This is a genomic window from Phormidesmis sp. 146-33 (genome assembly GCF_052939515.1).
In genome coordinates, this window is record NZ_JBJPHU010000094.1 from 13012 (window position 1) to 27937 (window position 14926).

General features: G+C 50.9%; 11 protein-coding genes. 5 read left to right on the forward strand and 6 right to left on the reverse strand.

The window, feature by feature from the left end; genetic code table 11:
* Nucleotides 1–19 precede the first annotated feature (19 nt).
* Nucleotides 20–1081 carry a mannose-1-phosphate guanylyltransferase gene (locus tag ACJ2PR_RS26810; RefSeq protein ID WP_446879252.1) on the reverse strand — a complete coding sequence of 354 codons (1062 nt, stop codon included), beginning with the start codon at nucleotides 1079–1081 and terminating at the stop codon, nucleotides 20–22.
* Between the two features lie 465 nt (nucleotides 1082–1546).
* Here ACJ2PR_RS26810 and ACJ2PR_RS26815 point away from each other — a divergent pair, with 465 nt between their 5' ends.
* Nucleotides 1547–2923 carry an LCP family protein gene (locus ACJ2PR_RS26815; protein WP_446879253.1) on the forward strand — a complete coding sequence of 459 codons (1377 nt, stop codon included), beginning with the start codon at nucleotides 1547–1549 and terminating at the stop codon, nucleotides 2921–2923.
* Nucleotides 2924–3085: 162 nt separating this feature from the next.
* On the forward strand, nucleotides 3086–3613 hold the full coding sequence (locus ACJ2PR_RS26820) for a pentapeptide repeat-containing protein (protein ID WP_446879254.1): 528 nt from the start codon (nucleotides 3086–3088) through the stop codon (nucleotides 3611–3613).
* 222 nt (nucleotides 3614–3835) lie between these two features.
* Here ACJ2PR_RS26820 and ACJ2PR_RS26825 read toward each other — a convergent pair whose 3' ends face one another.
* Both ACJ2PR_RS26825 and pyk read right to left on the reverse strand, forming a co-directional pair.
* Nucleotides 3836–5287: a phosphoglucomutase/phosphomannomutase family protein gene (locus ACJ2PR_RS26825; RefSeq protein ID WP_446879255.1), complete on the reverse strand. Its 1452-nt coding sequence runs from the start codon at nucleotides 5285–5287 to the stop codon at nucleotides 3836–3838.
* A 155-nt stretch (nucleotides 5288–5442) separates the two neighbouring features.
* Nucleotides 5443–7224, reverse strand: a complete 1782-nt coding sequence (gene pyk / locus ACJ2PR_RS26830) for a pyruvate kinase (RefSeq protein ID WP_446857151.1) — start codon at nucleotides 7222–7224, stop codon at nucleotides 5443–5445.
* Between the two features lie 699 nt (nucleotides 7225–7923).
* Between pyk and ACJ2PR_RS26835 the strand changes: the two genes are divergently transcribed.
* Nucleotides 7924–10980, forward strand: a complete 3057-nt coding sequence (locus ACJ2PR_RS26835; protein WP_446879256.1) for a PAS domain S-box protein — start codon at nucleotides 7924–7926, stop codon at nucleotides 10978–10980.
* 182 nt (nucleotides 10981–11162) lie between these two features.
* Here ACJ2PR_RS26835 and ACJ2PR_RS26840 read toward each other — a convergent pair whose 3' ends face one another.
* A complete protein-coding gene (locus ACJ2PR_RS26840) occupies nucleotides 11163–11939 on the reverse strand; it encodes a COP23 domain-containing protein (protein WP_446879257.1) in 777 nt (258 codons plus the stop codon).
* Between the two features lie 257 nt (nucleotides 11940–12196).
* Between ACJ2PR_RS26840 and crtR the strand changes: the two genes are divergently transcribed.
* Nucleotides 12197–13141 carry a beta-carotene hydroxylase gene (gene crtR / locus ACJ2PR_RS26845; RefSeq protein WP_446879258.1) on the forward strand — a complete coding sequence of 315 codons (945 nt, stop codon included), beginning with the start codon at nucleotides 12197–12199 and terminating at the stop codon, nucleotides 13139–13141.
* Between the two features lie 156 nt (nucleotides 13142–13297).
* Nucleotides 13298–13690, forward strand: a complete 393-nt coding sequence (locus tag ACJ2PR_RS26850; RefSeq protein ID WP_446879259.1) for a phage holin family protein — start codon at nucleotides 13298–13300, stop codon at nucleotides 13688–13690.
* Between the two features lie 392 nt (nucleotides 13691–14082).
* Here ACJ2PR_RS26850 and aroH read toward each other — a convergent pair whose 3' ends face one another.
* Both aroH and ACJ2PR_RS26860 read right to left on the reverse strand, forming a co-directional pair.
* Nucleotides 14083–14478 (reverse strand): chorismate mutase, encoded by a 396-nt coding sequence (gene aroH / locus ACJ2PR_RS26855; RefSeq protein ID WP_446879261.1) that lies wholly within the window; start codon nucleotides 14476–14478, stop codon nucleotides 14083–14085.
* 140 nt (nucleotides 14479–14618) lie between these two features.
* The coding region (locus ACJ2PR_RS26860) for a S49 family peptidase (RefSeq protein ID WP_446879262.1) at nucleotides 14619–14926 on the reverse strand (308 nt) is incomplete at its 5' end.

Below are 14926 nucleotides of genomic sequence, written 5' to 3' on the forward strand. Positions count from 1 at the left end.
GCCTCCGTTGCCCCACTTTCTAGAGAAGATTCTGGTACTCTGGTCGATCGTGCAGTGTTTTGAGAATGGCTTTGATCTCCTGAGTTCGGTCTTTTTTGACGATTAGCGTAACCTTGCCGTCGCGGACAATTACGGTATCCTCTAGCCCGATCGTCACAATCAATTCATCCTCATTGGTGGAATAAAGCAGAGTTCCTTGGGTGTCTAATCCGACGTGATTGGCGAGTTCAACATTGGGGCTGTCGCTTTTTTGTAGACGCTCGATCGCCGCCCAATCGCCCAAATCATCCCACCCAAACGTCACAGGCAACACACAGGCGCGATCGGTCTTCTCCATTAGCGCGTAGTCAATACTTTTTTTGGGAATGGTTGGGTAGGCAACCACGCCGTCTGCCTCCAATGGGGTCAAAATTTCAGGCGCGTGGTGACGTAGTTCCTTGAGAGCAACCTCAGCCTCAAAGACAAACATGCCGCCATTCCAGCTAAACCGACCGCTGTCTAGAAATTTTTGCGCCGTCTCGCGATCGGGCTTTTCGGTAAAGCGATCGACGCGATAGGCTGGGTAGTTTCCATACAGTCCAATCTTTTCGCCCTGCTCAATGTAGCCGTATCCAGTTGCAGCGTGGGTGCAGGTGATTCCCAAAGTCACAATGGCAGACTTTTGGACGGCAACGGCGATCGCAGCCTTCAGCGTCTCATCAAATGTCTCCTGATCGTCGATCCAGTGGTCAGCCGGGAAGAACCCTACAACGGCACTGTTGCCATAGCGTTTGGCAATTTCTAAGGTACTCCAAGCGACGGCAGGCGCTGTGTCTCTGCCTTCAGGCTCAACCAACAGATTCTCGATCGGTAACTCTGGAAGCTGTTCGCGAACGCCATCTGCAAGGTGAGCCGCCGTCACGACCCAGAGATTATCCCAGCCTTGAGCGATCGACAGGAGGCGATCGGCGGTTGATTGCAAAAGACTGCTGCCACTCCCATCCAGGCAGAGAAATTGCTTTGGGCGGTGCTTGCGGCTCAGGGGCCAAAACCGTTCACCTTTACCACCAGCCAAAATTACAGGGATCAGAGGTTGCGTCATAAAAATTAGGCTTCTGCTTCTCGTGAGGGGCTAAACTTTGCGGCTAAAAATCTTCAAGAAAAAAGAGTGGCAGATGCGCTTTCTGTCACATCTTAGTCAATCTTTTTCACATCTTTTTCGCAACCTAAAGGTTCTTTGCGGACTCTTCTCATTCGGTATCTCTGCCAACTAATGGACGCTTTGCGCGCAACCTCAAAGGAGCCTGACTAGCCTCTGGGACAGTTTCAAGTGTAGAATTCCCAGAAGCTTGTATGCGGAAACAATTCTTCATTGAGTCGCTGCTGAGTGATCAAAGTGTTCAAAGTCCCAAAGATTTTTGAGTGAGCAGACGTGCCCAAGGTGCTATCAATTCTCACTTATAGCGGACGGAGACTCGATCGACTTTGGGTTAGGATAGCCAGGAATCTAGTAAGACAGCAGCGTAGTTAGCGTCTGAGCAAGGGTCAGTTTTTGAGGTGTGATTGAGTGGAACCGTTGAAAAGCCAAACAAAGCAGCCAGGCACGTTGGAGAAACCCGCATCCAACTCCGCTATGCCCCATGCCTCGACTCCTGCAATTCCTAAGTCCAAGTCTTCTACTGCCCGATCGCTCTTTTGGGGATTTACTTTCTTGATTGCTGCCACCGCTTCGGCGACCTTTGGCACCACATTGGCACTGGTTACCCCGCTTCCGGGAGCTGTCGCTCCTGCTGAGGGTCAAAAACTTCTGGGCGACCTGTGGAAAAGTGGATTTCAGTATCAGGTTGGTCGTCCGGTAAATATCTTGGTGATGGGTATCGATCGCGTCTTGGATGCCCCTGTGGGATCTGAAGCGGTATTTTCGGGACGCAGCGACACAATGCTTCTCTTGAGAATTGATCCAACGGACAATACCGTTAATTTGTTGTCGATCCCCAGAGACACCCAGGTAGACATTCCTGGCATCGGAACGACCAAAATTAATCAAGCCAACGCCAGTGGTGGCCCTGCGCTAGCGCGTCAGGTCGTGGGCAATACCTTGAATGGAATTAGCGTCGATCGCTACGTCCGAGTCAGTACCGATGCGTTTTGCGAGTTAGTCGATCTGCTGGGCGGTATTGATATTTATGTACCAGAGCAAATGTCTTATGTAGACAAAACTCAGAAACTCAAAATCGACTTGGCTCCCGGTTGGCAAACCCTCAATGGCGACAAAGCCGAACAGTTTGCGCGGTTTCGTCATGACTCGTTTGGCGATATTGGGCGAGTCCAGCGTCAACAAGCTCTGATTAAGGCACTGCGATCGAAGCTCTCTAGTCCTTTGATGCTGCCGCGCATTCCTGGTTTGGTGACGATGATGCAAAAGTACATTGATACCAATCTCAGCGTAGAAGAGATGCTGGCGCTAGTAAATCTGGGACTAAAGCTTGACAAAAACGATTTTAAGATGGTGCTGCTGCCCGGTCGATTTAGTGCGCCCGATGAATTTATCGCCAGCTACTGGATCATGGATACTCAGGGGCGCGATCGGGTAATGCAGGAGTATTTCAAAACTGGGATGAGTGAGGCGACGTCTGAGGCCGGTGCCAATCTCAAAATTGCGGTACAGAATGCGTCAAGTCAGCCAGAAGCCGCGAGTCAATTTGTTCAATACTTAAATCGTCTGGGCTACGAGAATGTTTACCCGATTCAAGACTGGGCAGATCAGCAAAGTAAGACGCAAATCATCGTCCAGAAAGGCGATCTTCAAGCGGCCAAACTTCTGCAAGGGTCATTGAAGTTTGGTAGTGTGGAGGCGGCTTCGACGGGTGACTTAGATTCTGATCTAACGATTCGCGTGGGCAACGATTGGGTGAATCAATCACAGGTAAAATCAAAGCAGTAGATTACGTGGTGTTGCTGATTGGAGCGATGAATCTGTGGGAAGTGTCAATCTTTTCGCCCCCTAAATCCCCCACAAGTGAGGGACTTTGAAAGTCCGGGAGTCCCCCAGAATGGGGGGTTGGGGGGCGAATTCATACCATCGTTCAGCAACGCCCAAACGCCCATGTATTCAACCTTTAAATCGCTCAAATCGACGCTGATTCATCTCTTCCAACTGCTGATTATTTTGGGGCTGGCGTGGCTTTGGGTGTTGTTGGGTGCTCGTCCTGCGTATGCTCAAGCGAAAACGATTAACTACACGAATACGCAGCTTGAACGGCGAGATTTCTCGAATGCAGACCTCGAAGGCGGGGTATTTGTGGCGGCTGAGATGCGAGAAACCAACTTTCAAGGAGCAAATCTGAAGAATGCCATGATGACGAACGGCAATCTTTGGGGTGCCAATCTGTCTGGCGCAAATCTGGAAGGGGCCCTGGTCGATCGCGTCACCCTCTACAAAGCCGATCTGACCAATGCCATTCTGGTTGGGGCGACACTCTCGCGGACACTATTTGACGAAGCCAAGGTCACTGGGGCAGACTTTTCGGATGCGATTATCGATCGTTACTACGTTGCCATGCTCTGCAAAACGGCTTCGGGCACCAATCCAGTCACAGGAGTTGATACGAGAGAGAGTCTGGGCTGTAAGTAAGGGGTGAAAACTGAGTTGATGTAACGCTCATATTCAAGGCTCAGTTGAACATGAATTCAATGAAATTTTTTCGCTTCGTTGGCTGCACCTTCTGCCCCTCAACCCTCCAATTCGGGGGGACTTTAAGAGAAGGGTTCTGGTTCAAAGTTGCTTACGGTGGGAATTTAGCTTGCTCTTCCGACTTTATGACGGCGCGAAGAAGTCTGTTGAATTCGTGTTTGGTTAGCGGTTTGCCCAATTTTTTGCCCAATTTAGGGTTTGGTGGACTTGCTCTAGCGTTGGCGCTTCGCAGTAGAGTCGCAGGACAGGCTCGGTGCCGCTGAATCGAATCAGGAGCCAGCTTTGATCGGCTAGGCGAAACTTGTAGCCATCATCCGTTTGGCAATTGAGAACGGCAAGTCCAGCGATTTCACTTAAAGGCTGATTTTGAAGCTGATTTACAAGTTTTGCGCGGACTTCCATGCTGGCGAGGGGAAGATCGATGCGATCGTAAGCCGCCGAAAATCCCGTTTTGACTTGAAGCTGACGATAAGACTCACCCAAATCGAGTCCCGTTTTGACAACCGTTTCGAGCAGATAGAGGGCTGAGAGCAGGGCATCGCGTTCGGGAATGTGGTGTCCGTAGCCGATCCCGCCGGATTCTTCACCGCCTAAGAGAACTTGCGCGTCTAACATGCGATCGGCAATGTACTTATACCCGATCGGAGTCTCAAATACCGTCAGATTATGCAGTTTGGCGACTTGAGGCATCAGATCTGAGCCGCTAACCGTCTTGACGACTTCGCCTCTATAGCCTCTTCGTAGAAACAAATGCTCGATCAAAATCGGGATCAGCACTTGAGAACTGAGAAAATTGCCCTGACCATCAACGGCTGCAATGCGATCGGCATCGCCATCAAACACCAGCCCCACGACCGATCCCGTACTTTCATAATCGCGAATTGTCTGAAGCAATTGAGGCAAATACTTGGGAAGCGGTTCGGGTGCGCCACCGCCAAAGAGGGGGTCGCGATCGCAATTCAATTCATGAACTGGGCGATTGAGAATCTGAGACAATCCCGTTGAGGCGGCTCCGTGCATCACATCTGCAAAAACGGTCAGACTGCCGTGATCGATCGCCGTTTGAATTGCGGCAATATCCACCATCGATCGTAGCCCCGCACAATAGCTTGTCCAGGGATTAAAGCTTTGAAGTGAGCCTGGTTTTTGGGCGGGTTGGGGCACTTCTCCCGTTTGCAGCAGCGCTTCGATTTGCTGAGTGACTTCTGGAGGCACCGATCCCCCAAATGCACTTTTCACCTTTAGCCCCGAATAGGCTCCTGGATTGTGACTGGCTGTGATCACTAGAGCGCCCAGCGCATTCTGCTGTTTGGCGGCCCAACTAAAGGCAGGAGTCGGCGCAAACGTCTCTGATAACAACACATCAAAGCCGATCGCCCGGATCGAGTCAGCCGTGACCTGAGCGAATTCTTCAGACAAAAAGCGGCGATCGTAGCCCACAATAATTGTGTTGCTGCCCGTCTGTTGACCATAGACCTGAGCCAACACCTGAGCGGCCAGCGGAGCCACTTGTTTGAGGCGATCGAACGTAAAGTCGGCCGCAATGACTCCCCGCCAGCCATCCGTGCCAAACTTAATCGGTTGAATGGTCGTTACGATCGCAGCATCCGCCATCTTTCAGTCTCCCAAAGCTTTTCATTTTTGAGTGTACCCGTGATAAGCGGGAATGGGAGGATCGATTTCAAGAGGGGCGATCGTAAGTTCAAGTAGATGAGGCGATCGTTCAGATTTTGAGAGAAGTCCGGACAGCTTGATGCAAAAATTTAGGGCTACACCGCCGACAAAGCTGCCTCATTGGGTGACACCGTTGCGCCAGAGTAGACCAATCCTCGCTGCATATCCAACGTGACAATCTCGCCATCTCGAATCGCCGAAGTCGCATTCTTGACCCCAACAATCACCGGAACCCCCAACCGCAGCCCAATCACCGCCGCATGGCTGGTCAAACTGCTGTCTTCAGTAATGATCCCTGCTGCCTTGCGAATCGCCTCAATATAGTCAGCACTCGTACTAGCAGCCACCAAAATCTCACCTGCGCTGAAGTGATTGATGTCCATGCCGTTTTGAGCGACTCTGGCGCGTCCACTAACAGAACCCTGTCCGATCCCGATCCCCTTACCTCGAACGGCGGTGACGACTTCTACTTTGATCAAATCTGTCGAGCCGGCCACCCCTTGCAGCGTCCCGGCTGTCATGACGACCAGATCGCCTTCGGACACCATTTCTTTTTCTTGAGCTACATTCAACGCCGCTTGAAACGTCTGCCAGGTTGAGGGCAAATCGAGGACGAGTAGTGGCTTAACACCCCAAACCAACTGTAGTTGTCGGGCGACATCGACGTGGGGAGTAATGGCCAAAATAGGAGTCGTCGGCCGAAACTTGGACACGTTGCGGGCGGTTGATCCCGTCTTGGTCAACGACATGATCGCTTTGGCGTTTAGCTGTTCCGAAATCCGCCCAACGGCCTGACTGATCGCATTGGGGATCGATCGCCCCGCATCCTCCGAGATTCGCTTGCCCTTTTCTTTCTCGATCCGCACCGCAATTTGAGCCATTGTCGAAACGGCTTCGATCGGGTACTTGCCCACAGCCGTCTCATTCGACAACATCACCGCATCGGTGCCATCTAAAATCGCGTTGGCAACATCCGAAATCTCAGCGCGAGTCGGTCGAGGACTGTGTACCATGCTGTCCAACATTTGAGTCGCCGTGATCACCGGAATGCCCAGACGATTGGAGGTGGCGATCAGTCGTTTCTGTAGAATGGGTACGTCTTCGGCAGGCAGTTCGACTCCTAGATCGCCCCGTGCAACCATCACGCCATCCGCGATCGACAAAATTGCTTCCATCTGCTCGATCGCTTCGTGCTTTTCAATCTTGACGATCACAGGCACGGATTTTCCGGCACTAGAAATGAGTTCTTTGATCTCCAACACGTCTTGAGGATTGCGGACAAAACTCAGCGCCACCCAATCTACGCCTTGATCTAGCCCAAACATCAAGTCTTTGCGGTCTTTGTCCGTTAGCGCTTTGATCGATAAGTAAACGCCGGGGAAATTTACGCCTTTGTTGTTTGACAGCGGGCCACCCACGACGACGCGACAGTGCAGGGCTTGATTGGGACGATCGACCGCTTCCACCTTCATCTCGACTCGCCCATCGTCTAGCATGATCGTGGCACCTTCTGGCACTTCTTGCGCCAACTGGTCGTAGGTGACCGAGCTAATTTCTTGTGTCCCTGGCATCAGGCGACTGGTCAACGTGTAGCGATCGCCCTTGTTGAGAATAATCGAGCCGTTTTCAAAGCGTCCTAACCGAATCTTGGGCCCCTGCAAATCCTGGAGGATGCCAACAGGCTGATTGAGATCGTAGGAGATTTGCCGAATCAGTCGAACGCTCCGCAGATGGTCATCGTGGGTGCCGTGAGAAAAATTGAGGCGTAGTGTCGTTGCCCCGGCTTCGATCAATTGACGCAGCACCTCTGGGCTACTGGTGGCAGGCCCGATCGTTGCCACAATCTTCGTTCTACGCTGGGAGTTTTGCAGTTGCATGAACAGGAGTCCGAGGAGGTTAGAGGGGATTAAATCAGAGAATGAATATTAAAACGAGGATTAAGAGGTGAAGTTAAATAATGGACGCAAGCTTAAACCTGCCAGGTTTTGAGATAACTCAGTTTTGACCAGGACTGATCTGAAGTTTGACGGCGATCGGTCACCCTAGATTTTTGCATTATTTACGCGATGTTCGACTTCTTTAAGTCCCCTTTTTGACGGGGATTGAGGGGATCACTCCGTTGGGCTGCTTCACGCTGAAATCTGCCTAGCCCCCTCCAAAAGGAAGGACATAAAAATCAATTCCATCAATTTCTATATCAGCCAGTGGGGTCGTTGCAACCAGCCTTTGGTCACTCTTGAGAATGAAGTGTCTAAAAAGTGGCTTGTCTCCGCAAATCGGCAACAGGGATACTACCATGTTTGGCTATGCTTCTGCGTGAAGATAGGGAATGGAAATCGATGAAGGGAGTGTGTTTTAAAGTCATTCTGTCAGTGCTGAGATCGATTTTTGGGGCCTCCGCAGTTTCACAGATCGATTCCCCTTCAAAAGGTAGATCCCGGTCTATCTTAAGAAATGCTAAAAATTAGAGCGAAAGGTACACATCTTCCGATCGTACAGTTTCCATTCCAGGATCTCTAAACCTTTAGAATGGCTCACTGACGATACCCCTACTTTTGGATGATTGAAGCTGACGAATGCAAAGTCACGAAAAGTCTGAAGAACTTGCTCCCTTGCCACCAGCGCGATCGCTCGCTCTTGCTGATCCCCAACCTGATCCCCAAAGGTCGGCTTGTGAATCAGAGCAATGTTCCACAATGGATGAACTGAGGGATGAATTGACGGATGAACTGACGCGTCTCAAAGTTGCCCTCGCAGAAAGTGAAGATCGCTATCGTCGCTTGTTTGAGCACAGTCCGCAGCCGATGTGGATCTATGACCCGGAGACACTGGCATTTTTGGCGGTCAATGAGGCGGCGATTCAGCACTATGGCTATACACGAGAAGCCTTTTTGGACATGACCATCCTGAATATTTGCCCAATTGAAGAGGTTCCCCATCTGATAGAGCAGCTTCAGTCTTCAGCGCTTGCTCCCACAAACAGGCGACATCGCAAACAAAATGGAACGCTGATCGAGGTCAAAGAAACGACTCACGAAGAAAGCTTTTGGGGCAGACGATCGCGCGTTGTCCAGATTACAGACATGACCGAAGCAAAGCGCAACGAAGTCCTCCGTAAACATACCGAAGACCAGCTACGACAGCGATCGCTCGTCTTCGATCGCATTTACGATGGGGTGATCTTGACCAATCTGCAAGGTGAGATTCTCGACTGGAACCCTGGCGCAGAAAGGATTTTTGGCTACTCTAAAACAGAAATGCTGGGCAGAACTCCGGGCATCATCCACCCCCCTGAATCCGCAACCCAACTGACAGCCGAAATTCTCAACGGCGTGACGACGACTGGCTACTGGCAAGGCGAAATTCCCTTTATTCACAAAAATGGCTCCCAGGGGATGACGGAGACGATCGTCGTGCCGTTTTCGGATGACCAGGGCAACCCGATGGGGACGCTAGGAGTCAATCACGACATCACCGAACGCAAGCAAGCAGAACTCGCCCTACAGCTTAATCGTCAGCGGCTAGATCTGGTCTTAAAATCGACAGAATTAGGACTCTGGTACTGCGATCTGCCCTTTGACAAGCTGGAATGGAGCGACCAATGTAAAGCACATTTTTGGCTTTCTCCCGACACTAATGTGACGATCGACCTCTTCTATAAGCGTCTGCATCCCGATGATCGCGAACCGACTCGTCAAGCGATCGCCACTTCCCTCGAAGAAAAATCTGATTACACAATCGACTACCGCACCGTTTCACCAATGGGACAAATTCGCTGGATACGCGCGATCGGGCGAGGCTTTTATGACCAGGAGGGCAATCCAACTCGCTTTGATGGCGTGACGGTTGATATCACCTCACACAAGCAGGCCGAAGTCGAACGCGAACAGATGTTAAACCGATCTCAGCAATACACCGCTCAACTACATGGCTTAACCGAGGCGGCTCTCGTGATGAATTCTGCGCTGTCGGTTGACGAAGTGCTGAAAACCATTACAGAACAGGCGCGATCGATCATCGGCGCACATCAATCCGTGACCAGCCTGACCGCCAACCAAAACTGGGCCCAGTCCATTAGCGCTGTTTCTCTGTCTGACAAATATGCGGCGTGGCGTGATTATAAAGAACCTGCCGACGGCTCTGGCATTTATGCCTGCGTGTGTCATCTCAATCGCCCAATGCGGCTGACCCAAACCGAGCTAGAAGCCCATCCGGGTTGGAAAGGGTTTGGCGCTCACGCGGCGGATCATCCTCCCATGCGGGGTTGGTTGGCGGCTCCGTTGACCGGGCGAGACGGGCACAATATTGGCTTGATTCAGCTATCTGACAAAACGGTGGGCGAATTTACGTCAGAAGACGAAGCCATTCTCGTGCAATTAGCGCAAATGTCCTCAGTGGCGATCGAGAATGCCCGTCTCTATGCCGCCGAACAGCAAGCCCGCGCTCAAGCAGAATCTGCCAACCGGATCAAAGACGAATTTTTGGCCGTTCTCTCCCACGAGCTACGTACGCCCTTAAACCCCATTTTAGGTTGGGCAAAACTGCTGCAAACCCGCACCTTTGACGGAGCCAAAACCACAGAAGCGCTGATGACGATCGAGCGCAATGCCCGTCTGCAAGCCCAACTCATCGAAGATCTGCTGGATGTCTCGCGAATTCTGCGGGGTAAGCTGATTCTCAATGTCGCGCCTGTAAATGTGAGAACGATCGTCACAGCGGCTTTAGAAACCGTGCGTCTGGCTGCCGAAGCAAAAGCGATCGAGCTTCACTACCAAGCAGACAACCATGAACCGCATCCCTCGCCTCTGACCGCTTTGGGAGATCTGACCCGTCTACAGCAAATCGTTTGGAATCTTCTCTCCAATGCGGTTAAGTTTACGCCTCCGGGCGGCCGAGTCGAAGTGCTAGTCGAACAGATCGAAGGCATGGCTCAGATTCGGGTTATCGACACTGGAAAGGGCATCAGTCCCGAATTTTTGCCCTACATTTTTGACTACTTTCGGCAGGCAGACAGCGCAACGACGCGACAATATGGCGGTCTGGGGCTGGGGCTGGCGATCGCCCGACAACTGGTTGAACTTCACGGCGGCACCCTCTGGGCAGAGAGTCTGGGCGAAGACAAAGGAACCACATTTACGGTCAAACTACCCCTTCTCAAACAAGACACCATGACAAACCCTGAACTGACTCTGATGCCTCTGGGCGATCGAACCCAAGAAAATTTCTCTGTCTTGCCTCTCGCTGGTTTGCAGATTCTCGTGGTGGATGACGATGCGGACTCGCGGGATTTTGTCACGTTTGTTTTAGAGCAAGAAGGCGCTGACGTGATGGCTGTCTCCTCCGCCGTTGAAACCCTCAAAACCCTCGCTTATTCTCAGCCAAACCTCCTGATCAGCGATATTGGAATGCCCGAAATGGATGGCTACATGCTGATGCGCCAGATCAGAACCCTGCTACCAGGTCGCAAAAGTCAGATCCCCGCGATCGCCCTCACTGCCTACGCAGGCGAATACGATCAGCAACAGGCGCTTTCGGCTGGATTTCAAGCCCACATTACAAAGCCAACTGACCCCGATCAGTTAGTGGCGATCGTGGCGCAGTTGGCTCAACCAGGGATGAGGGATGAGGGATGAAAAGATAGCTTGTATTGGTTTAGGGGAACCGTCATTCCTCACTTTGTTCTTGCCAGACTAACAGTAGCGCCTTGCAGGAACACCCCAACCGTACCCCTCCTCACGAAGTGGATTACCCCCAAAGGGGGAACAGATCATCGAAGTTCTCCCTCATGCCTCATGCCTCATCCCTCCCCCAAAGACTAGCGGATTCTCAGACGATTGTTAGACCGAGGCGCTTGGCGCACTGTGACACCGCCACTCAGACGCTCTCCAGTTCCCCCATCTTTACGATCGAGGAAGGGCTTGAGGTTAATATCCCCCGATCGCACACGAGAGTTATTTCTGCGGTTGATTCCCAAAGCTTGCCCAATCTGACCGAGAATGCCTGAGTTGCTCGATTCGCCAAAGGTGACGACTCCTTGAGTTTGTTGACCGCTATCGGCTACCGTCAGATTTTGGAAGACGCGATCGCGAGTACTGACTGGATCTTGTCCAGGGGGCACGGTTAAAACAATACGGCAGGAAGGAACGCGATCGGTCGTCACGCAAATTGTGTTGTATCCGTTCTCAACGCCTGTCTTCATTTCCACCAGCCCATCAGGACGGTAAGCCTCTAGACGGCGGCTAATTTCATTACAGCGACGCGTCGAATCCCATCCGCCGCCCAACGTGCTCGGAGTGGCCCAAGCAAACGCCTGAGACGGCTGGCTTTCGGGCTGATACATGACGGTGGGCTGTCCGTTCATCGTCTGACACGCAAACCGAACACCATTGATGATAGAAGGGGGAGTCGTTGACCCCGAATTGCCTGGCTCCGTGTTGATGATCACATCTCCAGACGGTGAAGTGCTTTGTGCCCCAGCAGGAACCGTAGTTGCCAATCCGCTCAACAGCAGGGTGGCTCCCATCAAAAGACTTACACGCTTGACTGCCAGCGTTCCAATTTTTAAGCTCGACCCAAACTGTCGTCGTGACATGATAAATAAACCTCAATTGTGTGAGTATCGATCGCGTGAATGCTAAGTGGGATAGTGGTTTTAACCCTTCTCACTGTTCTCTTCCCCTGACCCTATTTTCTTTGAGCAAGTTCCCAGGGGATGAGTTTTGAGGGGCGGCTCATTTGGGTGGTGTCGGGTTTTTGAACGAATTGTCTACCTTAAAGAGACTTTACTTAACTTCACGGTGTTGCGTATCGTATACTGACGCGAGGATGTAAAAAAGGAGAGATGAAAAGATGTCGGAGGCAACAAAGCCCCTGACAGTTCCCAAAGAGTTACTCGGCGCTCCCGGTGACTTGAATCCGACGCTCATCATTTTTTGGCTCTCGGTGGCGATCGCTGTGATTTCTACGTTGGGCTATTGGTGTTGGGGTTGGGTGGATTGGTGCTGCTTCTGTATGAATGTATTGGCGCTCCACATGGTCGGAACTGTAATTCACGATGCCTGTCATGGCGTAGCTCATCGAGATAAGTGGATGAATGCTTTCTTAGGACATGGCAGTGCGTTTCTGTTGTGTTTTTCTTTTCCGGTGTTTACCCGTGTTCACATGCAGCATCATGCGTTTGTGAACGACCCTGACAATGACCCGGATCATGTGGTCTCAACGATGGGGCCGCTGTGGATTATTAATGCTCGGTTTCTCTACCATGAGATTTTCTTCTTTAAGCGCAAACTTTGGCGCAAGAATGAATTGATCGAGTGGTTTTGGGCGCGGCTCTCTCTAGTTCTTGTGGTCTATGTGGCTTTCCACTATCACTTTTTGGGATACGTCTTTAACTTCTGGTTTGTGCCTTTGGCGATCGTTGGCTTAGTTTTAGGATTGTTCTTTGACTATTTGCCACATCGTCCTTTTGCGGAGCGCGATCGCTGGAAAAATGCCAGAGTTTACCCCAATGCGCTGCTGAACTGGCTGATCATGGGACAAAACTATCATCTCGTGCATCACCTCTGGCCGTCGGTGCCCTGGTACAACTACGAACGCGCCTACTATGCGACTAAACCGCTTTTGGATGCCAAGGGCTGTAAACAATCAGTTGGTCTACTCAAAGAAAACTTTTTAGGCTTTGTCTACGACATCTTTTTAGGGATTCACTTTCATCACAATAACCCTGTAGAAGCACCCGCCGAAGAATTGACGCTGGTCACGGCTCAAGAAGAATCGGTTTCAGTCGGCAAGTAACCGTTAAACCTCTCTGAATGGGACATCGCAATCCGGTGTCCTTTTTTTGTAGGTTCTAGTCTGCGAAATCTGTCTGTGTGTGGAGGCTGTTGGATAATCGATCCGCAAAAATCATGAATAGAAGAATTAACTATTGATGAAATTGAGGTTCAAGAAATGAAGAATTATCTCGGTTATCTCTTTACGCTGTTGGCGACTGCTCTGAGCTTGCTGGTTACAGACATTGTGCTTCCTGGCGTTAATATTCAATCGTTTGTGTCGGCTTTGGTGGCAGGGGTTGCGATCGGTCTAGTCAACGCCTTTATCAAACCAATTCTGACACTGCTGACCTTGCCGATCAACTTTCTAACGCTGGGTTTGTTTACGCTGGTTGTGAATGGAATCTGCTTCTCGTTAGCGGCTGCAATCACGCCTGGATTTAGCGTTCATGGGCCGGTTTCTTTTATTCTGGCACCCGTGATCCTGTCGTTTGCCAGCACCTTCCTCAACAAATACTTTGCAGAACGCAACGTTGATCTCAAAAGCACTAATCTGACCACTGATGTTTAACGTTTGGCTGATAGAGCAATCCTGAATGAGTTGTGAGAATTGTTAAAAGATGGGTTCTTAGTCATTAGTTATTCGCCTTCGATCAACAACTGATTACTAACTAATAACCACCGAATTCTTACAACTCAAATAACGTGAATTCGATGGAATTTTTTCGCTTCGTTCTTCAGCGCTTCTGCCCCCCAACCCCCCAATTTTGGGGCACTTTCAGACAAGTTCTTGGGTTCAAAGTCCCTCGCTCGTGGGGGATTTAGGGGGCTGCCTGGGTTCACAACCGCAGCGAAAGATTTGATCGAATCCACGTCAAATAGGGTAGCTACAGTAATTTAAAACTTTAGGGACAAGGCTTTGAAGGCCGATGTCCCTAATTTTTTGTTTTTATCAAATGGTTCTTAATTTGAAGAATTTCCAACTTGAGCCATTAACCAATCGGGTCTTAGATCTCTGGCTTGTCGAAGATAGGGATGGTGAATTCTGACCTTGGGATCGGGTGTATTAAAGTGAATCAAAAAGCGAATACAACGCTCTAAACTTCCTTCTACATACATTTGTTGAACATCCAAAAGCGGCACATTATCCCAGTGGGGACGCTGACGAGCGATCGCCGCCGGAAAAATTGCATCCAGATCACGAGTCACCGAAAAGGTTGCGCTAATAATCTCGTCGGGGTCAAGCCGATTGTGAGCCTCTAACTCGTCCATCAACTCCGTCACTGCTTCTCGAATCGCCTCGACGGTGTTTGCCGAAGCCGTTGTCGCTCCACGAATCGCTCGAACTCTCCACTGCACGTCTCATCCTCCAGGTTTTCTCTAGACTGTTAGCCGTTCAATTGTAAGAGAGGGAAGTCAGGAATGGGGAGTGAGGATCTGAGATTTGATGCGATGTCAACCTGAAGGTCGTGATAACTCCCGCTCAATTCCCGCCGCCATTAGGGACGATAAAGCCACAGAGGAAGCCCACTGGTCGAGAGTTCAAATTCTAGCCAGTCCATTCCCGCTGAGAGTCCAGGAACGGTGTCGATCGCTCTAGTCAGGCGGTTACTGATCAGGCTGTTGTTAGAGGTGAGGCGATTGACGAGGGGTTTCTTTTCTTCAAAGGTGAAGCATTTGGTTTTTTCGGGGTCGAGACCTACGAGTTCGGCCGCCCAGCGACGCGCGTCTTCTTCGGTGCCGAGTCGATCGACCAGTCCCAAGGTTACGGCCTGCTCACCCGTAAAGACGCGCCCATCAGCAAAGG

Bases quoted from the DNA above. Each gene is read 5' to 3' on its own strand.
- ACJ2PR_RS26840 (WP_446879257.1), bottom strand. From the start codon at position 11,939: ATGTCACGACGACAGTTTGGGTCGAGCTTAAAAATTGGAACGCTGGCA.
- crtR (WP_446879258.1), top strand. From the start codon at position 12,197: ATGTCGGAGGCAACAAAGCCCCTGACAGTTCCCAAAGAGTTACTCGGC.
- ACJ2PR_RS26850 (WP_446879259.1), top strand. From the start codon at position 13,298: ATGAAGAATTATCTCGGTTATCTCTTTACGCTGTTGGCGACTGCTCTG.
- ACJ2PR_RS26810 (WP_446879252.1), bottom strand. From the start codon at position 1,081: ATGACGCAACCTCTGATCCCTGTAATTTTGGCTGGTGGTAAAGGTGAA.
- ACJ2PR_RS26820 (WP_446879254.1), top strand. From the start codon at position 3,086: ATGTATTCAACCTTTAAATCGCTCAAATCGACGCTGATTCATCTCTTC.
- ACJ2PR_RS26835 (WP_446879256.1), top strand. From the start codon at position 7,924: ATGCAAAGTCACGAAAAGTCTGAAGAACTTGCTCCCTTGCCACCAGCG.
- pyk (WP_446857151.1), bottom strand. From the start codon at position 7,224: ATGCAACTGCAAAACTCCCAGCGTAGAACGAAGATTGTGGCAACGATC.
- ACJ2PR_RS26825 (WP_446879255.1), bottom strand. From the start codon at position 5,287: ATGGCGGATGCTGCGATCGTAACGACCATTCAACCGATTAAGTTTGGC.